Annotated in this window: 14 protein-coding genes; 6 read left to right on the top strand and 8 right to left on the bottom strand. The window is 70.9% G+C overall.

The genetic code is table 11. From position 1 onward, the window contains the following. Window positions 1-90 precede the first annotated feature (90 nt). On the top strand, window positions 91-1,680 hold the full coding sequence (gene serA / locus FE633_RS21630) for a phosphoglycerate dehydrogenase (protein WP_138046808.1): 1,590 nt from the start codon (window positions 91-93) through the stop codon (window positions 1,678-1,680). 118 nt (window positions 1,681-1,798) lie between these two features. On the opposite strand, the gene FE633_RS21625 is transcribed toward serA, so the two are convergent. Further along, entirely contained in the window at window positions 1,799-3,349 is a 1,551-nt protein-coding gene (locus FE633_RS21625; RefSeq protein WP_138046807.1) for an MFS transporter, read from the bottom strand. Between the two features lie 109 nt (window positions 3,350-3,458). Between FE633_RS21625 and FE633_RS21620 the strand changes: the two genes are divergently transcribed. Next, window positions 3,459-4,058, top strand: a complete 600-nt coding sequence (locus FE633_RS21620; RefSeq protein ID WP_138046806.1) for a TetR/AcrR family transcriptional regulator — start codon at window positions 3,459-3,461, stop codon at window positions 4,056-4,058. Here the strand turns inward: FE633_RS21620 and FE633_RS21615 are convergent. The 5 genes from FE633_RS21615 to FE633_RS21595 all read right to left on the bottom strand — a co-directional run bounded on the left by FE633_RS21615 (window position 4,018) and on the right by FE633_RS21595 (window position 10,389). Beyond that, window positions 4,018-4,725, bottom strand: a complete 708-nt coding sequence (locus FE633_RS21615) for an ATP-binding cassette domain-containing protein (protein ID WP_171060062.1) — start codon at window positions 4,723-4,725, stop codon at window positions 4,018-4,020. The two genes, FE633_RS21620 and FE633_RS21615, sit on opposite strands and share 41 nt — an antisense overlap. Further along, window positions 4,722-5,795, bottom strand: a complete 1,074-nt coding sequence (locus tag FE633_RS21610; RefSeq protein ID WP_138046805.1) for an ABC transporter ATP-binding protein — start codon at window positions 5,793-5,795, stop codon at window positions 4,722-4,724. The genes FE633_RS21615 and FE633_RS21610 overlap by 4 nt, the downstream gene beginning before the upstream one ends. Continuing rightward, on the bottom strand, window positions 5,792-7,594 hold the full coding sequence (locus tag FE633_RS21605) for an ABC transporter permease subunit (RefSeq protein WP_425473203.1): 1,803 nt from the start codon (window positions 7,592-7,594) through the stop codon (window positions 5,792-5,794). The genes FE633_RS21610 and FE633_RS21605 overlap by 4 nt, the downstream gene beginning before the upstream one ends. A 5-nt stretch (window positions 7,595-7,599) precedes the next feature. Next, window positions 7,600-9,090 carry an ABC transporter substrate-binding protein gene (locus FE633_RS21600; RefSeq protein ID WP_138046804.1) on the bottom strand — a complete coding sequence of 497 codons (1,491 nt, stop codon included), beginning with the start codon at window positions 9,088-9,090 and terminating at the stop codon, window positions 7,600-7,602. 102 nt (window positions 9,091-9,192) lie between these two features. After that, window positions 9,193-10,389, bottom strand: a complete 1,197-nt coding sequence (locus FE633_RS21595) for a PucR family transcriptional regulator (RefSeq protein WP_138046803.1) — start codon at window positions 10,387-10,389, stop codon at window positions 9,193-9,195. Window positions 10,390-10,567: 178 nt separating this feature from the next. On the opposite strand from FE633_RS21595, the gene FE633_RS21590 reads away from it, so the two are divergent. Beyond that, window positions 10,568-11,494: a proline dehydrogenase family protein gene (locus FE633_RS21590; protein WP_138046802.1), complete on the top strand. Its 927-nt coding sequence runs from the start codon at window positions 10,568-10,570 to the stop codon at window positions 11,492-11,494. 57 nt (window positions 11,495-11,551) lie between these two features. Then, window positions 11,552-13,183, top strand: a complete 1,632-nt coding sequence (gene pruA, locus FE633_RS21585; RefSeq protein WP_138046801.1) for an L-glutamate gamma-semialdehyde dehydrogenase — start codon at window positions 11,552-11,554, stop codon at window positions 13,181-13,183. Window positions 13,184-13,265: 82 nt separating this feature from the next. On the opposite strand, the gene FE633_RS21580 is transcribed toward pruA, so the two are convergent. Beyond that, window positions 13,266-15,179, bottom strand: coding sequence for a glycoside hydrolase family 97 catalytic domain-containing protein (locus tag FE633_RS21580; protein ID WP_138046800.1), 1,914 nt, complete (start codon window positions 15,177-15,179; stop codon window positions 13,266-13,268). Window positions 15,180-15,405: 226 nt separating this feature from the next. Here FE633_RS21580 and FE633_RS21575 point away from each other — a divergent pair, with 226 nt between their 5' ends. Both FE633_RS21575 and FE633_RS49265 read left to right on the top strand, forming a co-directional pair. Beyond that, the gene (locus FE633_RS21575) at window positions 15,406-15,945 is read left to right on the top strand and encodes a GNAT family N-acetyltransferase (RefSeq protein ID WP_138046799.1); all 540 of its coding nucleotides are present in this window, start codon (window positions 15,406-15,408) and stop codon (window positions 15,943-15,945) included. A gap of 257 nt (window positions 15,946-16,202) precedes the next feature. Beyond that, window positions 16,203-16,331, top strand: a complete 129-nt coding sequence (locus tag FE633_RS49265; protein ID WP_119101091.1) for a hypothetical protein — start codon at window positions 16,203-16,205, stop codon at window positions 16,329-16,331. Between the two features lie 51 nt (window positions 16,332-16,382). Here the strand turns inward: FE633_RS49265 and FE633_RS21565 are convergent, their stop codons facing one another. Next, on the bottom strand, window positions 16,383-17,951 hold the full coding sequence (locus FE633_RS21565; RefSeq protein ID WP_138046798.1) for a purple acid phosphatase family protein: 1,569 nt from the start codon (window positions 17,949-17,951) through the stop codon (window positions 16,383-16,385). Between the last annotated feature and the right edge of the window lie 46 nt (window positions 17,952-17,997).

Below are 17,997 nucleotides of genomic sequence, written 5' to 3'. Positions count from 1 at the left end.
CGGCTCCGGAGTGTCCGGAGGCCACTCCCTACCCCTCCACCGCATGCGGCCGTCGGGACGGCCGTCCGCATTGGACATGTGAGGACTCACGTGAGCTCGAAACCTGTCGTACTCATCGCTGAAGAGCTGTCGCCCGCCACGGTCGACGCCCTGGGCCCGGACTTCGAGATCAGGCACTGCAACGGAGCGGACCGAGCCGAGCTGCTCCCCGCCATCGCCGACGTCGACGCCATCCTGATCCGCTCCGCGACGAAGGTGGACGCCGAGGCCGTCGCCGCCGCGGGCAAGCTCAAGGTCGTCGCACGGGCCGGTGTCGGCCTGGACAACGTCGACGTCTCCGCCGCCACCAAGGCCGGCGTGATGGTCGTCAACGCGCCGACCTCGAACATCGTCACGGCCGCCGAGCTCGCCTGCGGCCTGCTCGTGGCCACCGCGCGCAACATCCCGCAGGCCAACTCCGCGCTCAAGAACGGCGAGTGGAAGCGCTCGAAGTACACGGGCGTCGAGCTGGCCGAGAAGACCCTCGGTGTCGTGGGGCTTGGCCGCATCGGTGCGCTCGTCGCGCAGCGCATGTCCGCCTTCGGCATGAGGGTCGTCGCGTACGACCCCTATGTGCAGCCCGCGCGGGCCGCGCAGATGGGCGTGAAGGTCGTGTCCCTCGACGAGCTGCTCGAGGTGTCGGACTTCATCACCGTGCACCTGCCCAAGACCCCGGAGACCGTGGGGCTCATCGGTGCCGAGGCGCTGCACAAGGTCAAGCCGTCGGTGCGGATCGTGAACGCCGCGCGCGGCGGGATCGTCGACGAGGCGGCGCTGTACTCGGCGCTCAAGGAGGGCCGCGTCGCCGGCGCGGGCCTCGACGTGTACGCGAAGGAGCCCTGCACGGACTCCCCGCTCTTCGAGCTCGACGAGGTCGTCTGCACCCCGCACCTCGGTGCCTCGACGGACGAGGCGCAGGAGAAGGCCGGTATCGCCGTCGCCAGGTCGGTGCGCCTCGCGCTCGCCGGTGAGCTCGTCCCGGACGCCGTGAACGTCCAGGGCGGTGTCATCGCCGAGGACGTCAAGCCGGGTCTGCCGCTCGCCGAGAACCTCGGCCGTATCTTCACCGCGCTCGCGGGCGAGGTCGCCGTCCGCCTCGATGTCGAGGTGTACGGCGAGATCACCCAGCACGACGTCAAGGTGCTCGAGCTCTCCGCGCTCAAGGGCGTGTTCGAGGACGTCGTCGACGAGACGGTGTCGTACGTGAACGCTCCGCTGTTCGCGCAGGAGCGCGGCGTGGAGGTCCGTCTGACCACGAGCTCGGAGTCCCCGGACCACCGCAACGTCGTCACGGTGCGCGGCACCCTCGGCGACGGCCAGGAGGTCTCGGTCTCCGGTACGCTCGCTGGCCCGAAGCACCACCAGAAGATCGTCGCGGTGGGCGAGTACGACGTGGACCTGGCGCTCGCCGACCACATGGTCGTCTTCAAGTACGTCGACCGCCCGGGCGTCGTCGGCACGCTCGGCCGCATCCTCGGCGAGGCAGGCATCAACATCGCCGGTATGCAGGTCGCCCGTACGGACCTGGGCGGCGAGGCACTGGCGGTCCTGACGGTGGACGACACGGTTCCGCAGCCCGTCCTGACCGAGCTGGCCGAGGAGATCGGCGCGACGTCGGCACGCTCGGTCAACCTGGTCTGAGGCTGCCCGGCCCCTGGGGGCTCCGCCCCCAGACCCCCGTGTCTGCCTAGCGGCCTCGTCCTCAAACGCCGGACGGGCTGGATCTTCCAGCCCGTCCGGCGTTTTTTGTGCGCCGCGCTCAGACGAGGGCCTTCTCGGGCTCGCACTCCGCGGCCCGCGCACGGACCCGCACCCGGCGCAGTGTCACCGACGCCAGGACCGCCGCGCCCAGCAGGAGCACCGCCCCGGCGACCGCGGTCGCCTGCATTCCGCTGGTGAAGGCCTCGCGGGCCGTCGTCACGAGGGCGTCGCCCGTGCGGCCCGGCAGGTGCCGGGCCACATCGAGCGCGGCGCCGAGTGTCTCGTGGGCCGGGGCGGGTGCCGAGGCTGGGATCTCGTGGCGGTACACGGCCGTGCCGATGGAGCCGAGGATCGCCATGCCCAGCGCACCGCCGAACTCCGCACCGGTCTCCAGGACCGAGGAGGCGGTGCCGGCCTTCTCGACCGGTACGGTGCCCAGTGCCAGGTCCATCATCTGGGACATCACGGTGACGATCCCGGCGGCGATGACGCCCGCGCCGGCGAGCACCAGCCACAGCGAGTCCGTGCCGGCGGCGGTCAGCATCCCGTAACCGCAGGCCGCGATCACGAAGCCCCCGGCGACGACGTACGCCCGGTTCACGCCCCGCTGCACCAGCAGCGCGGCGACCGGCGCGGCGACCCCGACGAGCACGGTGGGCAGCAGGCCCCACAGCGCGGCCTCCATGGAGCTCTTGCCGAGCACGGACTGGAGGTACTGCGTGGTGAAGTACGCCGAGCCCATCATCGCGAACGACGCGAGCAGGTTCAGCGAGACGGCGGGCGCGAAGCCGCGGCCGCGGAAGAGCGCGGGCGGGATCATCGGTGACGCGACGGTGCGCTGGCGGTGGACGAAGAGCACGGCGAAGAACAGGCCGACGGTCACCGACGTCACGTACCGCACGTTCCAGCCCTCGGACGGGATCTCCTTGATGCCGTAGATCACCGGCAGCACCGCGGCCATGGACAGCGGCACGCTCAGCAGGTCGAAGCGGCCGGGCGCCGGGTTCCTGGACTCCGGGAGCAGGACCGGGCCGAGGGCCAGCAGGAGCACCATCGCGGGCAGGTTGACCAGGAAGACCGAGCCCCACCAGAAGTGCTCGACGAGGACGCCGCTCATCACCGAGCCGAGGGCGATGCCGGCCGTCATCACGCCCGACCACATCCCGACCGCCTTGGTTCGCTGCGCCGGGTCGTTGAACAGCGTGCGCACGATCGCCAGCGTCGACGGCATCAGCGTCGCACCGCCGATGCCGAGCACCGCGCGGGCCGCTATCAGCGTTTCGGCGCTGTTCGCGTACGCCGCCACCAGTGAGGCGGCGCCGAACGCCGCGGCGCCGATCAGGAGCAGCCTGCGGCGCCCGATGCGGTCGCCGAGCGAGCCCATCGTCATCAGCAGTCCGGCGAGTACGAACGCGTAGATGTCGAAGATCCACAGCTGCTGCGTACCGCTCGGCTCCAGGTCCGCACTGATCGCCGGGATCGCGAAGTAGAGGACGGAGACGTCCATGGAGACCAGGAGCAGCGGCAGCATCAGGACGCCGAGCGCGGTCCATTCGCGGCGTCCGGCACGGGGTGCGGGGGCTGTGGTCGCGCCCTTCGGATTCGTCATGCCGAGGAATGTACGCACGTCTAGGACGCTTGTCTAGTACGAGCGTTTAAGACGTGCGTTCAATACGTACGTCTAGGACGGTTGTCTGTCGCGGAGGTACGCTGCCCGCATGGGACACCGTGAGGATCTGCTCGAAGGCGCCAAGCGCTGCCTGCTGGAGAAGGGCTTCGTACGCACGACGGCGCGCGACATCGTCAAGGAGTCGGGCACCAACCTGGCGTCGATCGGCTACCACTACGGGTCGAAGGACGCGCTGCTCGCGGAGGCGTATGTCTCGCTCGTCGAGGACCTCTCCGACGACTTCGACGCCGGCGGGCAGGCCGTCACCAGCACGGAGCCGGGCTCACTGGAGCGGTTCCACGAGGTGTGGTCGAACATCATCGGCACCATGCGGAAGCCCGGCTCGCCGTGGCACCTCAGCATGGAGGTCCTGGCCATGGGCGACAAGCTGCCCGGGGTGCGCGATCATCTGGCCGTGGCGCAGCGCGAAGCGGCGCGCGGCATCATCCCGCTGCTCATGGGAGGCCGGGAGGAGGACGTCTCCGAGGAGGAGGTCGACACCCTGGGCAAGTTCTATCTGACCCTGATGAACGGGCTCATCGCCCAGTGGACCTTCGACCCCGAGACCGCGACCAGTGCCGACGAACTCACCGATGGCCTGCGGCGGGTCATCGCGGCGGGGACGGCAACGCCACAGGAGCCGTCCTGACGATCCTGCCCTCGCGCATCTCCGCGACACGGTCGCAGGAGTGGCGTACGAGCCCCATGTCATGGCAGATGAACAGGTAGCCGAGGCCGAGGCGCTCCTGCAGCTCGGCCAGGAGGTTGAGGATGCCCGCGCGCAGGGACGGATCGAGCGCGGAGACCGGTTCGTCGAGGACCAGGAGCTTCGGCTCGCAGGCCAACGCGCGGGCGATACCGGCACGTTGGCACTGCCCGCCGGAGAGCTCGTGCGGGCGACGGTCGCCGTGGGACGGGTCCAGGCCGACCCGCTCCAGCAGCTCCGCCACCCGGGCGGGGCCGGTCGTTCGGTCCCAACTCCCCTGTACGCGCAGGGGTTCCGCGATGGCGTCGCTGATCTTGTGTCGGGGGCTGAGCGATCCGTAGGGGTCCTGGAAGACGGGTTGGAGGGCGGGCCTGAGCGGCCGCAGCCGACGCTCGTCCAGTGCGGTCAACTCCTGTCCCTCGAACCACACTTCACCGGCGTCGGGGCGGCGCAGCTGCAGTACGGCCATGGCGGTGGAGGACTTGCCGCAGCCCGAGGGCCCGATGAGCCCGAGCGTCTCGCCGGGGTCGATGGTGAAGGAGACGTGGTCCACGGCGGTGCGCAGGCCGTGGCGTACGACGAGTTCGCGTACCTCCAGGAGGGGGCTCACAGGGACTCCAGGAACAACTCGGCGGGGTCGTCGGGCAGTTCGCGCCAGCGGTGGCAGGCGACGGTGCGGCCGTCGTGGGTCTGCGGTTCGGGCTGCTCCGTACGACAGCGGGTGGCGTCCGCCAAGGGGCAGCGGGGGGCGAAGGCGCAGCCGGGTGGGAGGTTGGTGGGGGCGGGGGGTGCGCCTGCGATGGCCGGCAGCCGGGCGCTCCGCGGGAAGCGCTCCGCGGGAAGCGCGGTAAGAAAACTGCGGGCCGTCTGTGGCTGGTCGCGCCGTTCCCCGCGCCCCTGACGGGGCACGGATGCCAGCAGCCCTGCTGTGTACGGCGCCCGAGGTCGCGCGAACACCTCCTCCACAGGGCCCGCCTCGACCAGCCGGCCCGCGTACATGACCAGCATCCGGTCGGCGTGTTCGCGGACCGTGGCGAGGTCGTGTGTGACCAGGACGAGGGCGGTTCCCGCGGCCTCCGTTCGGCGGGCCAGTAGGTCGAGCACCTGCCGCCGCGTCTCCGGATCCTGCGCGGTGGTGGGCTCGTCGGCGACGACGAGGTCCGGCTGGTGGAGCATCGCCATGGCGATCACGGCTCGTTGCCGCATGCCGCCGGAGAACTCGTGCGGATGGGCGCGTGCCCGGTCCGCCGGGATGCCGACCTCCTCCAGCGCCGCCACCGCCCTCGCCCGCGCCTCCTTTCGGGACGTCCGGTCCACGGACCGTACGGCGGCGGCGAGTTGGTCGGCGACGCGGTGTACGGGGGAGAGCGCCGAGAGGGCGTCCTGGGGGACGAGGGCGACGCGGCGGCCCCACAGGGCGGTGCGTACGGAGCGCGGGGCGCCGACGAGTTCGTCCGAGCCGAGCCGTACGCTCCCCGTGACCGTGGCCCCGCGCGGCGGCATGCCCAGAAGTGCCCGCGCCGTCAGTGACTTTCCGGCGCCCGACTCGCCGGCCACGGCGAGGACCTCACCCTCGTGCACGTCGAAGGAGAGGCCCCGTACCGCTTCGACGGCGCCGAACGAGATGCGCAGGTCCCGTACGGAGAGGAGAGGATCGGTGCGCGGGAGTTCGCTGCTCAATGGAGTGCCTCCTTGCGGGAACGACGCGCGGCAAAAGCGAAGGCGAAGGTGAACCGGCCACGCACCGAAGCGGCCCGGGTGGCGCCGCCCTCCGCGTACGCCCCCGCTGACACCGCGAGCCCCGCCAGCAGCGCCAGCGCGACCGCCGGAGCCAGGGCCGCCCACGGGGCGCGCTCCACGTACGCGCGGGACTCGTCCAGCAGGAGACCCCACTCCGGGGCGGGCGGCTGGGCGCCGAGGCCGAGAAAGCCGAGGGAGGCGAGGGCCAGGGCGATGCCCGGGAGGCGCAGAAGGGCGTGACGGGTGACCGGGGCCGCCACGGAGGGCAGAACGTGCCGGGTGAGGATCCACCACGGGGTGGCGCCGATGGCGCGTTGGGCGGTCAGGAACGTCGAGGCGCGCACCTCCTGGACGAGCGCCGCCGCGTGGGCCGACAGCGCCGGCCAGGAGATCACGGCCACCGCGAGCGCCGCGCCGCCCGTGCCGGGCCCCACGACCGCAGCGACCAGGATGCCGACGATGACCGGCGGCAGGGCATTGGCGATGTCCGAGGCCCCGGCCGCCACGGACGGCAGGAATCCCAGCGCGAGCGCCAGGACCAGGCCGATCAGGCAGACCGCGGCGGCGGTGCCGACCGTCGACGCCGCGCCGTGCCCCAGCCGGGCCAGCACGTCACGGCCGAGCCCGTCGGTGCCGAGCGGGTACGCCCAGGACGGTGCCCGGAGGCGGGCGGTCGTGTCGACGGTGTACGGGTCGCGCAGCAGCCCCCAGCCGATACAGGTCAGCAGGACCGCCCCGAGCACCACGGGAACGGCCGGATGCGCGCGGACCGGGCGGGCCGCGGGCAGCGTCAGACCCGCGTCCCGCAGCGCCGGGCCCAGCAGACGGCGCCGTACGAGCGCCGCCAGCGCACCCGTGAGCAGTCCCAGCATGAGCAGCGCGAGAACGGCCCCCTGGAGCAGCGGCAGGTCCTGCGACTTGGCCGCCCCCAACGCCGCACGCCCGATGCCGGGCACCGCGAACACCGTCTCCACGGCGACCGCGCCGCCCGTCAGACCGACGGCGACCATGCCGAACTGCGGTACCAGCGGCGGCAGTACGCGACGGAGGGCGGCCGCCGAGATGCGTGCCTCGTGCACCCCGGCGCCGCGCCACAGCTCCACCCAGCGCTCCTCGAGGACGGCGGGCAGCGCGTCGGCGACCAGGCGGCCGAGCAGTCCTCCCGCGGGCACGCCGAGGGCCAGCGCGGGCAGCACCAGGTACGCGGGGCCCTGCCAGCCGGCCGTCGGCAGCCAGCCGAGCCAGACCCCGCACACCAGCAGCGCGACCGTGGCGAGCAGGAATTCGGGGACCGCCGCGAGCATGGCGGCGAACGCGCCGCCCGACCCCCGGCCGCGGACCAGCACGGGGGCCACCAGGGCGCTGGTCACCAGCAGCGCCACGCCGAGAGCCGCGCCCATCAGGGACAGGGACACCTGGAGCCCGGCGACGACCGACGGCAGCACGTCGGTTCCCGACACCCAGGAGATGCCGAGGTCGCCGCGGAGCAGCCCGGAGGCCCAGCTCCCCAGCAGGGACAGGGGGCCCGCGTCCAGGCCGAGGTCCGCGCGGATCGAGGCCAGCGCCTCCGCCGTCGCCTCCTGCTCGGCCGACCGGGCGCGCAGCACGGTGAGCGCGGGGTCGCGGCCGGAGAGCCAGGGGAGCAGCCCGACGGTGCTGAGTACGGCGGCCAGGCAGCCGATCCGGGTGAGACCGGCCCGGCCGCCCGGTGTCCGCACCGGTGTCAACAGGCGTGCCACGAACGTCACTTGACGTAGGTGTCCGTCGTGATCAGCTCACGCTCGCGCGGGTCGTGCGCCACGTCCGCCACGCCGGCCGCGTCGCCCTGGATGACCCGCTCGTGCAGCATCGGCACGGCGGCGTCGGTGGCCAGCACCGCGGCCTCCGCGTCGATCACGGCCTTCCGGCGTGCCTCACCGGTCTTCGTCGCGGCGGCCTTCTCCAGGGCCGCGTCGACGGTGTCGTCGGACAGCTGGGAGATGTTGAAGGAGCCCTTGGACCCGAAGTCGCTGTAGAGGTAGGCGGCGGGGTCGCCGGAGTCGAGGACGGTCGCCCGGGACAGGATGAACGCGTCGAACTCGCCCGCCAGCGCGTCGGATTCGATGTTCGCGTACTCGCGCACGTCCAGCTTCACCTTGAACCCGGCCTTCTGGAGCCGCTGTTGCAGCGTCTGGGCCACCTCGGGCAGCTCGGCGCGGTCTGTGAACGTACCGATGGTGATGGTCTGCCCGTCCGGAGCGCCGGCCTTGGCGCGCCGTACGGGCGAGCGCAGGTCGGCGGCCCAGGGCAGCGCGGGCCCGAGCAGCCCTGCGGCGACATCGGCACGGCCCTCGTACACGCCCTTGACGATCGACTCGGCGTCGATGGCCTCACGGGCCGCGGCGCGCAGTGAGGCGTCCTTGAAGGGCCCGTTCTCCGTGTTCAGGTAGAGGGTGTTGGTGCGTGGCATCGGGACCTCGGTGATCTGGTCCTCGTCGAGCAGCGCGGCCTGCGAGACCGGCACGGCCTCGACGATGTCGGCCTCGCCGCTGCGCAGGGCGGCCGCGCGGGCGGTGCCGTCCGGCACGAACTTCACGTCGACACCGGGGGACTTGGCCTTGCCGCCCCAGTACTCGTCGTAGCGGTCGAGCGACGCGGAAGCCGTGCCGTTCACCTTCGTCAGCTCGAAGGGGCCGGTTCCGGTGCCGACGGGGCTGACCGTCTTTCCCGCGTACGCCTTGGCCGCCAGGATCGACAGCTGCGGCGAGCTCAGTCGCTGCGGGACGAGCGGGTCCTCGGTGGCGGTGGTGACGGCGACCGAGTCGCCCTCGGCCCGCACTGTCAGGTCCACGCCGTCGAGGATGCGGGGCTTGGGGGCGGCGGTGGCGGCCTCGGTGAGCGATCGCACGACGGTTTCGGCGGTGAGCTTCGTACCGTCGTGGAAGGTGACGCCGTCCCGTATCTCGAAGGTCCAGGTCCGGCCGCTCTGCTGCCACTTGGTGGCGAGGGCCGGTTCGGCGTCGCCGTCCGCGTCGAGTCTGACGAGCGTCTCGGCGGTCGACCAGCGGGACAGTTTGAACGCGTCGTCGGACAGCGGTGAGAGTCCGGAGCGCGGCGGATTCATCATCGCGACACGGATGCGCTTCTCGCCGCCCTCCGAGGAGCCGTCCGAAGCGGCTCCCGAGAAGCAGCCGGTGAGCAGGGCGGAGGCCGCGGCGACCGCGGAGAGGGGGACGAGGCGGGCGGGCAGACGCACGGGACCCTCCGGGTAAAGGGGTGGTCAAAAGGATGCGTGCCAGACCGTAGCATGATGACAATCGTTTTCAGTAATGCGTTCTCAGTAACGTGCGCCGAATCCTCAGAGGCGGTGCGCCTTCAGGGCCATGTGCAGGAGCAGGCGGTCCTCGCCGTCGTCCAGGTCCAGCCCGGTGAGCCGCTCCACGCGGGACAGGCGGTAGTAGAGCGTCTGCCGGTGGATGCCCAGATGGGCCGCCGTGCGGCCCGCCTGGCCCGCGCAGTCGAGGAAGGTCTCGGCGGTGCGGGCCAGTTCGCGGTGGGCGGGGGCCAGCAGGGGGACCACGGCGGAGTCGTGGGCGGACTCGGCGGGGAGCGCCGTCAGCAGGCGGAACGGACCGATGGACGACCACTCGGCCACCGGCCCGAACCGGGAGTCGGCCAGGGCCGCACGGGCGGCGGCCGACGCCTCCTGCCAGGCGGTACCCAGCTCGCCGAGACCGCTGCGCGGCGCGGCGATCCCCGCGGCGTGCCCGACTCCGGCCGGCCGCGCACCGCCCTCCGCCTCCTTCAGCAGCCGCGAAGCCGCCGACGTCGCCGGTGCCAGCACGGTCGACGCACGCAGCCGTACCAGCAGGGCCAGGCTCTGGCCCTCGGTGCGCCACGGAACCGTGCACAGGGCCGTCGCTCCCGGGAGCGCACGGACCGAAGGGGCGTCGTCCGGATCGGCGGAGGGCCAGGGGGTCACGCAGACCACCGTGTGGAGGCCTTCGCCGCGTACGCCGAGTGCCGTACGGAATTCGGCCACCGCCATGTCGCGTTGCCAGCCGCGCTCGGCGGTCAGCACGGCACGCAGTTCGCGCGTCAGGTCCGCGCCCGCCTGTGCCTCGTCCGCGAGGAGGTCGCCGATGCGGGAGGTGACCTCCATGGCGGCGGCGAGCTGGGGCTCGCCGGGCCCCGGGTCGTCGGCGAGGAGCCACACGTAACCGAGGACGAGTCCCCGATGGCGTACCGGAAGGCAGATGCGTCCCCGGTAGACACCGGCCTCGGGGGTGGGCGGGATACGGACCGGGCCGGTGGCGCGGGTGATGCCGAAGCTCTCGAACCAGGTGCGGACCGCGGCCGTGGAGCGGCGCGTGAGGATCGAGCGGGTGCGTACGGGGTCGAGGGCGGACTCGTCGATCTCGCTGTCGCTGTCGTACGCGCCGAAGGCGATCAGCTCGAAGTCCCGGTTCTCCAGCGTCGCGGGAGCGCCGAGCAGCTGCGAGATCTCGTCGACCAGTTCCTGGTAATCGCCTTCCACTCGGGCATTCTCGCGCATTTTCCGTGGCCTTCATACAGATGTCTGAGATCCAGTGCACGGATGCGTGACAGCTGTCGATGGCCGACGATCAGATGGATCCTTAAGTTTCACGGTGGTTCTCCGCGCCGTCACCGGATCGATCACCCCGAATCGTTCGGTTTCGGCTCCCCTGCTCCTCGTCTGTGGAGGTTGCCCCGTGCTGGGTCCCGTGATTCTCGCCGCGTCGCGCAGCGACGCGATGCGCCGCCTGGTGTCGGCAGCCCCCGTGACCAAGCCGGTCGTCGAACGGTTCATCGCCGGCGAGACGGTCGACGAGGTCGTACCGGTCGTCAAGCACCTCACCGACGGCGGCCTCGAGGTCAGCCTGGACGTGGTCGGCGAGGACATCACCACCCCCGAACGGTCCACCGCGGCGCGTGACGCGTACCTGGAGCTGATCGAGCGCCTCGAAGGCCTGGGCCTGGGCGAGCGGGCCGAGATGTCGGTCAAACTGTCGCTGTTCGGCCAGGCCCTCCCCGGCGGCCACGAACTGGCGCTCGCCAACGTCCGTCCGGTCGTCGAGGCCGCCGCCCGCATCGGCACCACCGTCACGCTGGACGCGGAGGACCACACCACCCTCGACTCGATGTTCGCCATCCACGAGGAGCTGCGGAAGGACTTCCCGGAGACCGGCTGTGTGATCCAGGCCTACCTCTTCCGCACCGAGGACGACGCCCGACGCCTTGCCGCGGCCGGCAGCCGCGTGCGTATCGTGAAAGGGGCGTACAAGGAGCCCGCGTCGGTCGCGTACCAGGACAAGGCCGAGACCGACAAGGCGTACGTCCGCATCCTCAAGATCCTCATGGAGGGTGAGGGGTACCCGATGATCGGGTCCCACGACCCGCGGCTCATCGCCATCACCCAGGAGCTGGCCCGGCGCGCGGGACGCAAGCTGCACGAGTACGAGTTCCAGATGCTGTACGGCATCCGCGGCGAGGAGCAGGCCCGGCTCGCCGCCGAGGGTCACCGCGTGCGCGTCTACACCGCGTACGGCACCGACTGGTACGGCTATTTCATGCGGCGTCTGGCAGAAAAGCCCGCCAACCTGCTGTTCTTCGCCCGCTCGCTGATCACCAAGAACTGATCACCAAGAACCGACCCAGGGCCGAGCCCTCTCGCCCACGAAGGAGTTCCGAGACCCATGGACGCTGTGACCCAGGTCCCCGCCCCGGTCAACGAGCCGGTGCACGGCTACGCCCCCGGCTCGCCCGAGCGCGCCCGCCTCGAGGCGAAGCTCAAGGAGCTGTCCGAGAACCCCATCGACCTGCCTTGTACCATCGGCGGCGAGCACCGCATGGGGGGCGGCGACCGCTTCGACGTGGTCCAGCCGCACAACCACAAGGCCCGCCTCGGTACGTACGGGAACGCCACGGAGCAGGACGCGCAGGACGCGATCGACGCCGCGCTCGCCGCCGCCCCGGCCTGGCGTGCGATGTCCTTCGACGACCGTGCCGCGATCATCCTGCGCGCCGCCGAGCTGCTGTCCACGACGTGGCGCGAGACGCTGGCCGCCTCCACCATGCTCGGCCAGTCGAAGACCGCCCAGCAGGCCGAGATCGACACTCCCTGCGAGCTGATCGACTTCTGGCGCTTCAACGTCAAGTACGCCCGTGACCTGCTCGCCGAGCAGCCGCCGGCCAACTCCACCGGCGTCTGGAACCGCCTCGACCACCGCCCGCTCGAGGGCTTCGTCTACGCGATCACCCCGTTCAACTTCTCGGCGATCGCCGGCAACCTGCCGACCGCACCCGCCCTCATGGGCAACGTCGTGGTGTGGAAGCCGTCCCCGACGCAGACCCACGCCGCCGTGCTGCTCATGCGGCTGCTGGAGGAGGCGGGCCTGCCCAAGGGCGTCATCAACCTGGTGACGGGCGACGGTCTGGCCGTCTCCGAGGTCGCCCTGAACCACCGTGACCTCGCGGGCATCCACTTCACCGGCTCCACCAAGACCTTCCAGCACCTGTGGAAGACGGTCGGCCAGAACATCGAGAAGTACCGCACCTACCCGCGCCTGGTCGGTGAGACCGGCGGCAAGGACTTCCTCGTCGCGCACCCGAGCGCCGACCGCGCGGTCCTCAAGACCGCGCTGACCCGGGGTGCCTTCGAGTACCAGGGCCAGAAGTGCTCCGCGACCTCCCGCGCGTACATCCCGGCGTCCATCTGGAACTCCGGCTTCAAGGACGAGTTCGCGGCCGAGGTCGAGGGCCTCGCCATGGGTGACGTCACGGATCTGTCGAACTTCGTCGGCGCCGTGATCGACGAGCGCGCCTTCGCGAAGAACAAGGCGGCGATCGACCGTGCCGCCGGGGACCCGAGCTGCACGATCGTCGCGGGCGGCACGTACGACGACTCCGTGGGCTACTTCGTCCGCCCGACCGTCGTCGAGTGCTCCGACCCGGCCAACGAGGTCTTCACGACGGAGTACTTCGGCCCGTTCCTCGCCGTGCACGTCTACGACGACGAGAAGTACGAGGAGACGCTGACCCAGATGGAGTCGGTGTCCGACTACGCGCTGACGGGCGCGGTCATCGCGAACGACCGCGCGGCCGCCGCGTACACGGCGGAGAAACTGCGCTACGCCGCGGGCAACTTCTACATCAACGACAAGTCCACCGGCGCCGTCGTCGGCCAGCAGCCCTTCGGCGGCGGCCGCAACTCCGGCACCTGCGACAAGGCCGGCGCGCCCCAGAACCTGCAGCGCTGGACCCTGACCCGCGCGATCAAGGAGACCCTGGTCCCGCCGACCGACTACCCGTACCCGCACATGGGCTGACGTCCGTCGGTCACCCTCCCCCCGGCCGAACAGCAGCCCCCGCTCCGGAATCCCGGAGCGGGGGCTGCCGCGTTGCTCTTGTTCAGCGGTCGCAGCTCGTGCGGCCCGCGTACCAGCGGCAGGCGAGCGCGGCGAAGCCGCCGTCCGCCACCACCGGCACGGTGAGGGTGTCGCCGCCGCGGACCACGTGCGGCGCGCGGACCAGGCCCGACGGGCCGTCGGTCACGGTCTCGACGAGCCACTTGCCCGCGCCGAGACGCATCGGTACGTCCACGTCCTGGGCCGCCCCGGCGAACGTGCCGCCGATGAACCAGCGGCCGTCGGGCGCTTTGCGGGCGAGCACCGCGGAGCGGCCCGGGTCGCCGGTGAGCAGGCGGGTCTCCTCCCAGCCGGTGGGGAGTTGCTCCAGGTAGCGGCGGGCCTCGGGGCGGGCGTCGTACGACTCCGGAGTGCCGGCGAGGTTCTGGATGCCGGACTCGTAGAGGACGGTCAGGCCCAACTCACCCGCGTCCGACTGGACGTTGGGGCGGTACGGGCGGTGGAAGGCGCCCGGGGTGAAGTCCATGGAGCCGATGACGTTGCGGGTGAAGGGCAGCGCGGCCAGCTGCACCGCCGTGTTGTTCCGCTTCTCCTCGCCGCCGACGCCCTCCATCGTCATGACATGCGGCCAGGTCCGCTGGATGCCCTTGGGGATCGTCGAGCCATGGAAGTTGACCATGAGGTGGTGCTTGGCGGTGTCCTCCAGTGCGTCGTCGTACCAGCGCATCCGCTCCTGCGACTCCGAGTCCATGAAGTCGATCTTGACGCCCTTGACGCCCCAACGCTCCAGTGTGGACAGCCACTTCTCGCGTTCGACGGGGTCGGTGAGCAGGGTGTAGTGGAGCCAGACCTGGATGTCGACGCCGCGTTCCTTGCCGTAGCGCACGAGCTCGGGCATCCAGCTGTTCGTCTGCCAGTCGGGGTCGATGACGTCCCACTCGCCGGGCTTGTAGTACCAGCCCGCGTCGACGACTTCGTACGGCCAGCCGCGGTCCGCCGCGTAGTCGACGTACTTCTTCTGGGCCTGAAGGCTCTGCCCCGCCTCCTTGCCGCCCGCGAGCCAGGTCCACAGCGCCGGGCCCGGCTTGACCCAGGAGGTGTCGCGGACACGGGACTTGGGGGCGAGGTCGTCGGTGAACGTCGACTCGGTGACGGTCGCCAGATCACCGGTGATCACCGCGCGCCAGGGGGTGCTGAGGGAACCGGACACCTGGATCGGCTCGTCGTTCCACGGACTCACGCCGAACGTCGGCGAGTCGGCCGCGTGCGTGAGGTGGGAGCCGGCGTAGCTGCCGTTCAGGTCCGACTCGGCGACCAGGGCGTAGCCGCCGTCCGTCTTGAAGAGGGCCTGCATCGAGTATGTGCCGGCCGGTACCGCGGCCGCCGACTGGTAGCGGACGAAGGGGAGTTCGTTGTCCTTGCGGTAGGCGCTGATGACGGGCTCGGCGGTGGTGGGAAGGGTGAAGGCGGAGGCCTCGCGTACGACGTCGCCGTGATCGTCCGGCAGGACGTAGCGATACGCGACGCCGTCCGGGGCGACGCGGGTCAGCAGGTCGAGCCGGTCGCCGTCGGCCGTACGGAAGCGGAAGCGCGACTCGGTCATCCGGACCAGCCGCTCGTGGGACTTGCCGGTGGGAACGGTGTAGCGCTCGCTGATCGCGCGGTCGGTGCGGCCGGTGAAGGTCAAGTCCTTGGAGAAGTCGGCCTGTTCGGTGACGAGGCCGAGTGGTGACGGTTCCAGGACCGTGCGGTCGCCGCGTCTGACGGCGAGGGTCGGGGTGCCGTCGGCCGGGTCGAGGGCGACCACGGCTGTGGGGGAGCCGTTCGGGCCGCGTACCTCCCAGGATGCGGGGGCCGCGGGTGACTCGGCGTGGGCGGGAAGCGTCGCCGCGGTGGTGGCGAGAAGTGCCGAGCAGAGCATTGACACGATGGTGCGGGCCCGGGGTTGGACCGCCATGTGGAACCCCTCCTGTCGCAGACATCCGATGACTGTGAGGGTGGAGGGGCTCTTGAGGGGTGTCAAGAAGTCTGGCAGCATCAGACATCGGATTGCTGATGAACGGTTCAGTAAGTGTTCAGCGGCTGCCGAGTAGGTGGGGAGTGGGGAGTTCGGCGGGCCCGGATTCCCTGCCACCCCGGCAGCGGCGCATGCCCCGGGGAAGGCCGCGGGGAATACTGGGCCGATGTCCATCCGTCTGCGCACCGCCCATACGGCGGATCTCGCTCCCGCCGAACTCCGCGCCGTCCGCGGCCTCTTGGACGATGCGTTCGAGGGGGACTTCAGCGACCAGGACTGGGACCACACCCTCGGCGGCATCCATGCCCTCGTCCACGACGACACCGGTCTCGTCGCGCACGGCGCGGTGATCCAGCGCCGCGTTCTGCATCACGGCCGTTCCCTGCGCACCGGTTACGTCGAGGGCGTCGCCGTCCGCGCCGACAGCCGGCGCCGGGGACTCGGCGGCCGGGTGATGGCCGCTCTTGAACGGGTGATCGACGGGGCGTACGCACTCGGCGCGCTCTCCGCAACGGACGAGGGCGGGGGCCTTTATGCGGCGCGCGGCTGGCAGCGCTGGCCGGGCCGGGTCCACGTCCTCGGTCCCGACGGGATCGTGCGCCTCCCGGAAGAGGAAGGCGCCACTTTCGTCCGCCCAGCCTCAACAGGCACTCTGGACCCCCTTTATGACCTGATTTTCGACTGGCGCGACGGCGACGTGCTCTGAGCGCGCAGGCTATTACCGCAGGTCAGAGCGGTGTGACCTGGTGCACCGTCTCAGATAGTAGGAAGCCCAAGTAATTGTGGAGACAGGCGCCCCGTCCTCGCTTAGCTTTGTAGGAGCCGAACGTCTCGCTCGACCAAGCGAATGGCGGTCGTGAGCCGGAGCCCTAGGCAGGCAACCCCTGCGGCGCCGCTCCCCGCCCCATCCGGCGTCTCGTAACCCGTCCGCACTCCCTGCTGTGAAGAAGGAGTCGATCCCCCATGGCCGAGACGACCGTCCGCCGAGTCCGTCGCGTGTCCCGTACGAGCGAGTCCGACCGCAAGAACGCCGCCGCTGCCCTGCAGCGCGCCCTCGACCGCAGGGACAACGGCGGCGCGACGGGCCACTGAGCCCGGGCCCGCCCGCCCCCCTCCTGCACCCGCCGAGCCGGGCGCGGCCGCTCATCGGCCGCGCCGCACCTCGAAGTGGTCGATGCGCTTGCCGTTCTGTGCGAGCGCCGACACCTTCAGTCGCGGAGCCGCACCGCCTACCGCCTCCACCGAGAGGAACGAGAAGCCGGTGTACCGCACCCGTGACCACTCCACCGTCTCCTCCCGCTGGTTCTTCGACTTGGTCCAGTGGAAGGACTCGACAGAGTCGCGGTCGTCGACGTGCCCCTCGTAGCTGTCCTTGACGCTCGCGGGGAAGGAGTAGAGCTCCTTGCCGCCCCCGCCGGCGGTGACGTACACGATCCCGTCCCGCGTGGGATTCGTCGACGCGCCGATCGGTACCGGCTTGCCGACCTGGCCGTTCTTGATGGCGTCGGTCCGCTCGTACGCGTGGTTGTGCCCGTTGATCACCAGATCCACCTGGTGTTTGGCGAACAGCGGCAGCCACTCGGCGCGGACACCGCCGTCGGACGCGTGGCGCGATGTCGAGTACGCGCAGTGGTGGAAGAAGACAACGATGAAGTCCACAGACTTCTCCGCCCGCAGCTCACCGAGCCGCTTCTCCAGCCATTTCGTCTGCTTCCCGTCCGTATAGCCCAAGTTGGCTGGGATCTCGTACGAAACGTCGTTCGCGTCCAGCGCCACGATGCCGACATTGCCATACGTGAACGAATAGACGCCCGGTGCCTTGTGCGGGTCGAAGCCGCTGTCCGGGAGGGACCAGCGGGCCACCTGGCCGCCGTACCCGTCCGGCGAGTACCACGCCTCCATGTCGTGGTTCCCGGTGGTCACCATCCACGGCACCGACTTCGCGACCACCTCGTTCTGCTTGAGGAACAGGTCCCAGAACCCGGGGTCGTAGGAGTCCGACTTCTCGCCGTGGCCGGTCGTCTCCGCGTAGCAGATGTCGCCCGCGTGGAGGTGGAAGGCGGGATTCTGACGCAGCAGCACATGGTCGTTGGTGAGCGCGTCCTTGCCGACACCCTGGTCGCCGAAGGCGGTGAACACGAACCGCTCCGGGTTCGCGGGTGCGGTACGGAAGGAGCCGATGGTGGACCGGTGCCGCGGCGAGGCCGGATCGAAGTCGTCGTGGCCGACGCCGTAGTAGTACGTCGTGTCGGGCTTCAGGCCGTCCAGCGCCGCGTGCACGTAGTACTGCTCGAAGGCCGGCCGGATCCCTTGGAGCGACGGGGTGTGGAGGTCACGGATCTCGGCATCGACCTTCCGGCTCAGGTCCTCGGGCCGCAGCCCCACCCGGGCGTACGGCTTCTTGACCGCGAGCGGCACCTGCCAGGAAATCCGCATCTGCGTCTTCGGGTCGGCGCCGAAGGCGAGATGGCGGCCGAAGGGGGCGACGACCGAACCGTTCACCCGATCGGTGGCCGTCGTGGCGGGTGCGGACGACCGCCTGTCAGTCGCCGTGCCCGACCCCGAGCAGCCGGTCAGCAGCCCGCCGGCCACCGCGCCCGCGGTCACCAGTGTCCGGCGCCGGGACAGCTTCGTGCGCAGGTATTCGTGCTGTTCCGCCATGGTCATACGGCGCGCGAGCTGCTCGGGGATGCCGAAGTCGGGTGTCTCCATGTCGATGAAGTTCCCAGTGAACCTCAACAGCCGCCAGTCGTAAGGG

It is taken from the genome of Streptomyces montanus (genome assembly GCF_005786655.1).
Lineage (GTDB): Bacteria > Actinomycetota > Actinomycetes > Streptomycetales > Streptomycetaceae > Streptomyces > Streptomyces sporangiiformans.
This window is presented reverse-complemented; position numbering and strand designations above follow the sequence as displayed.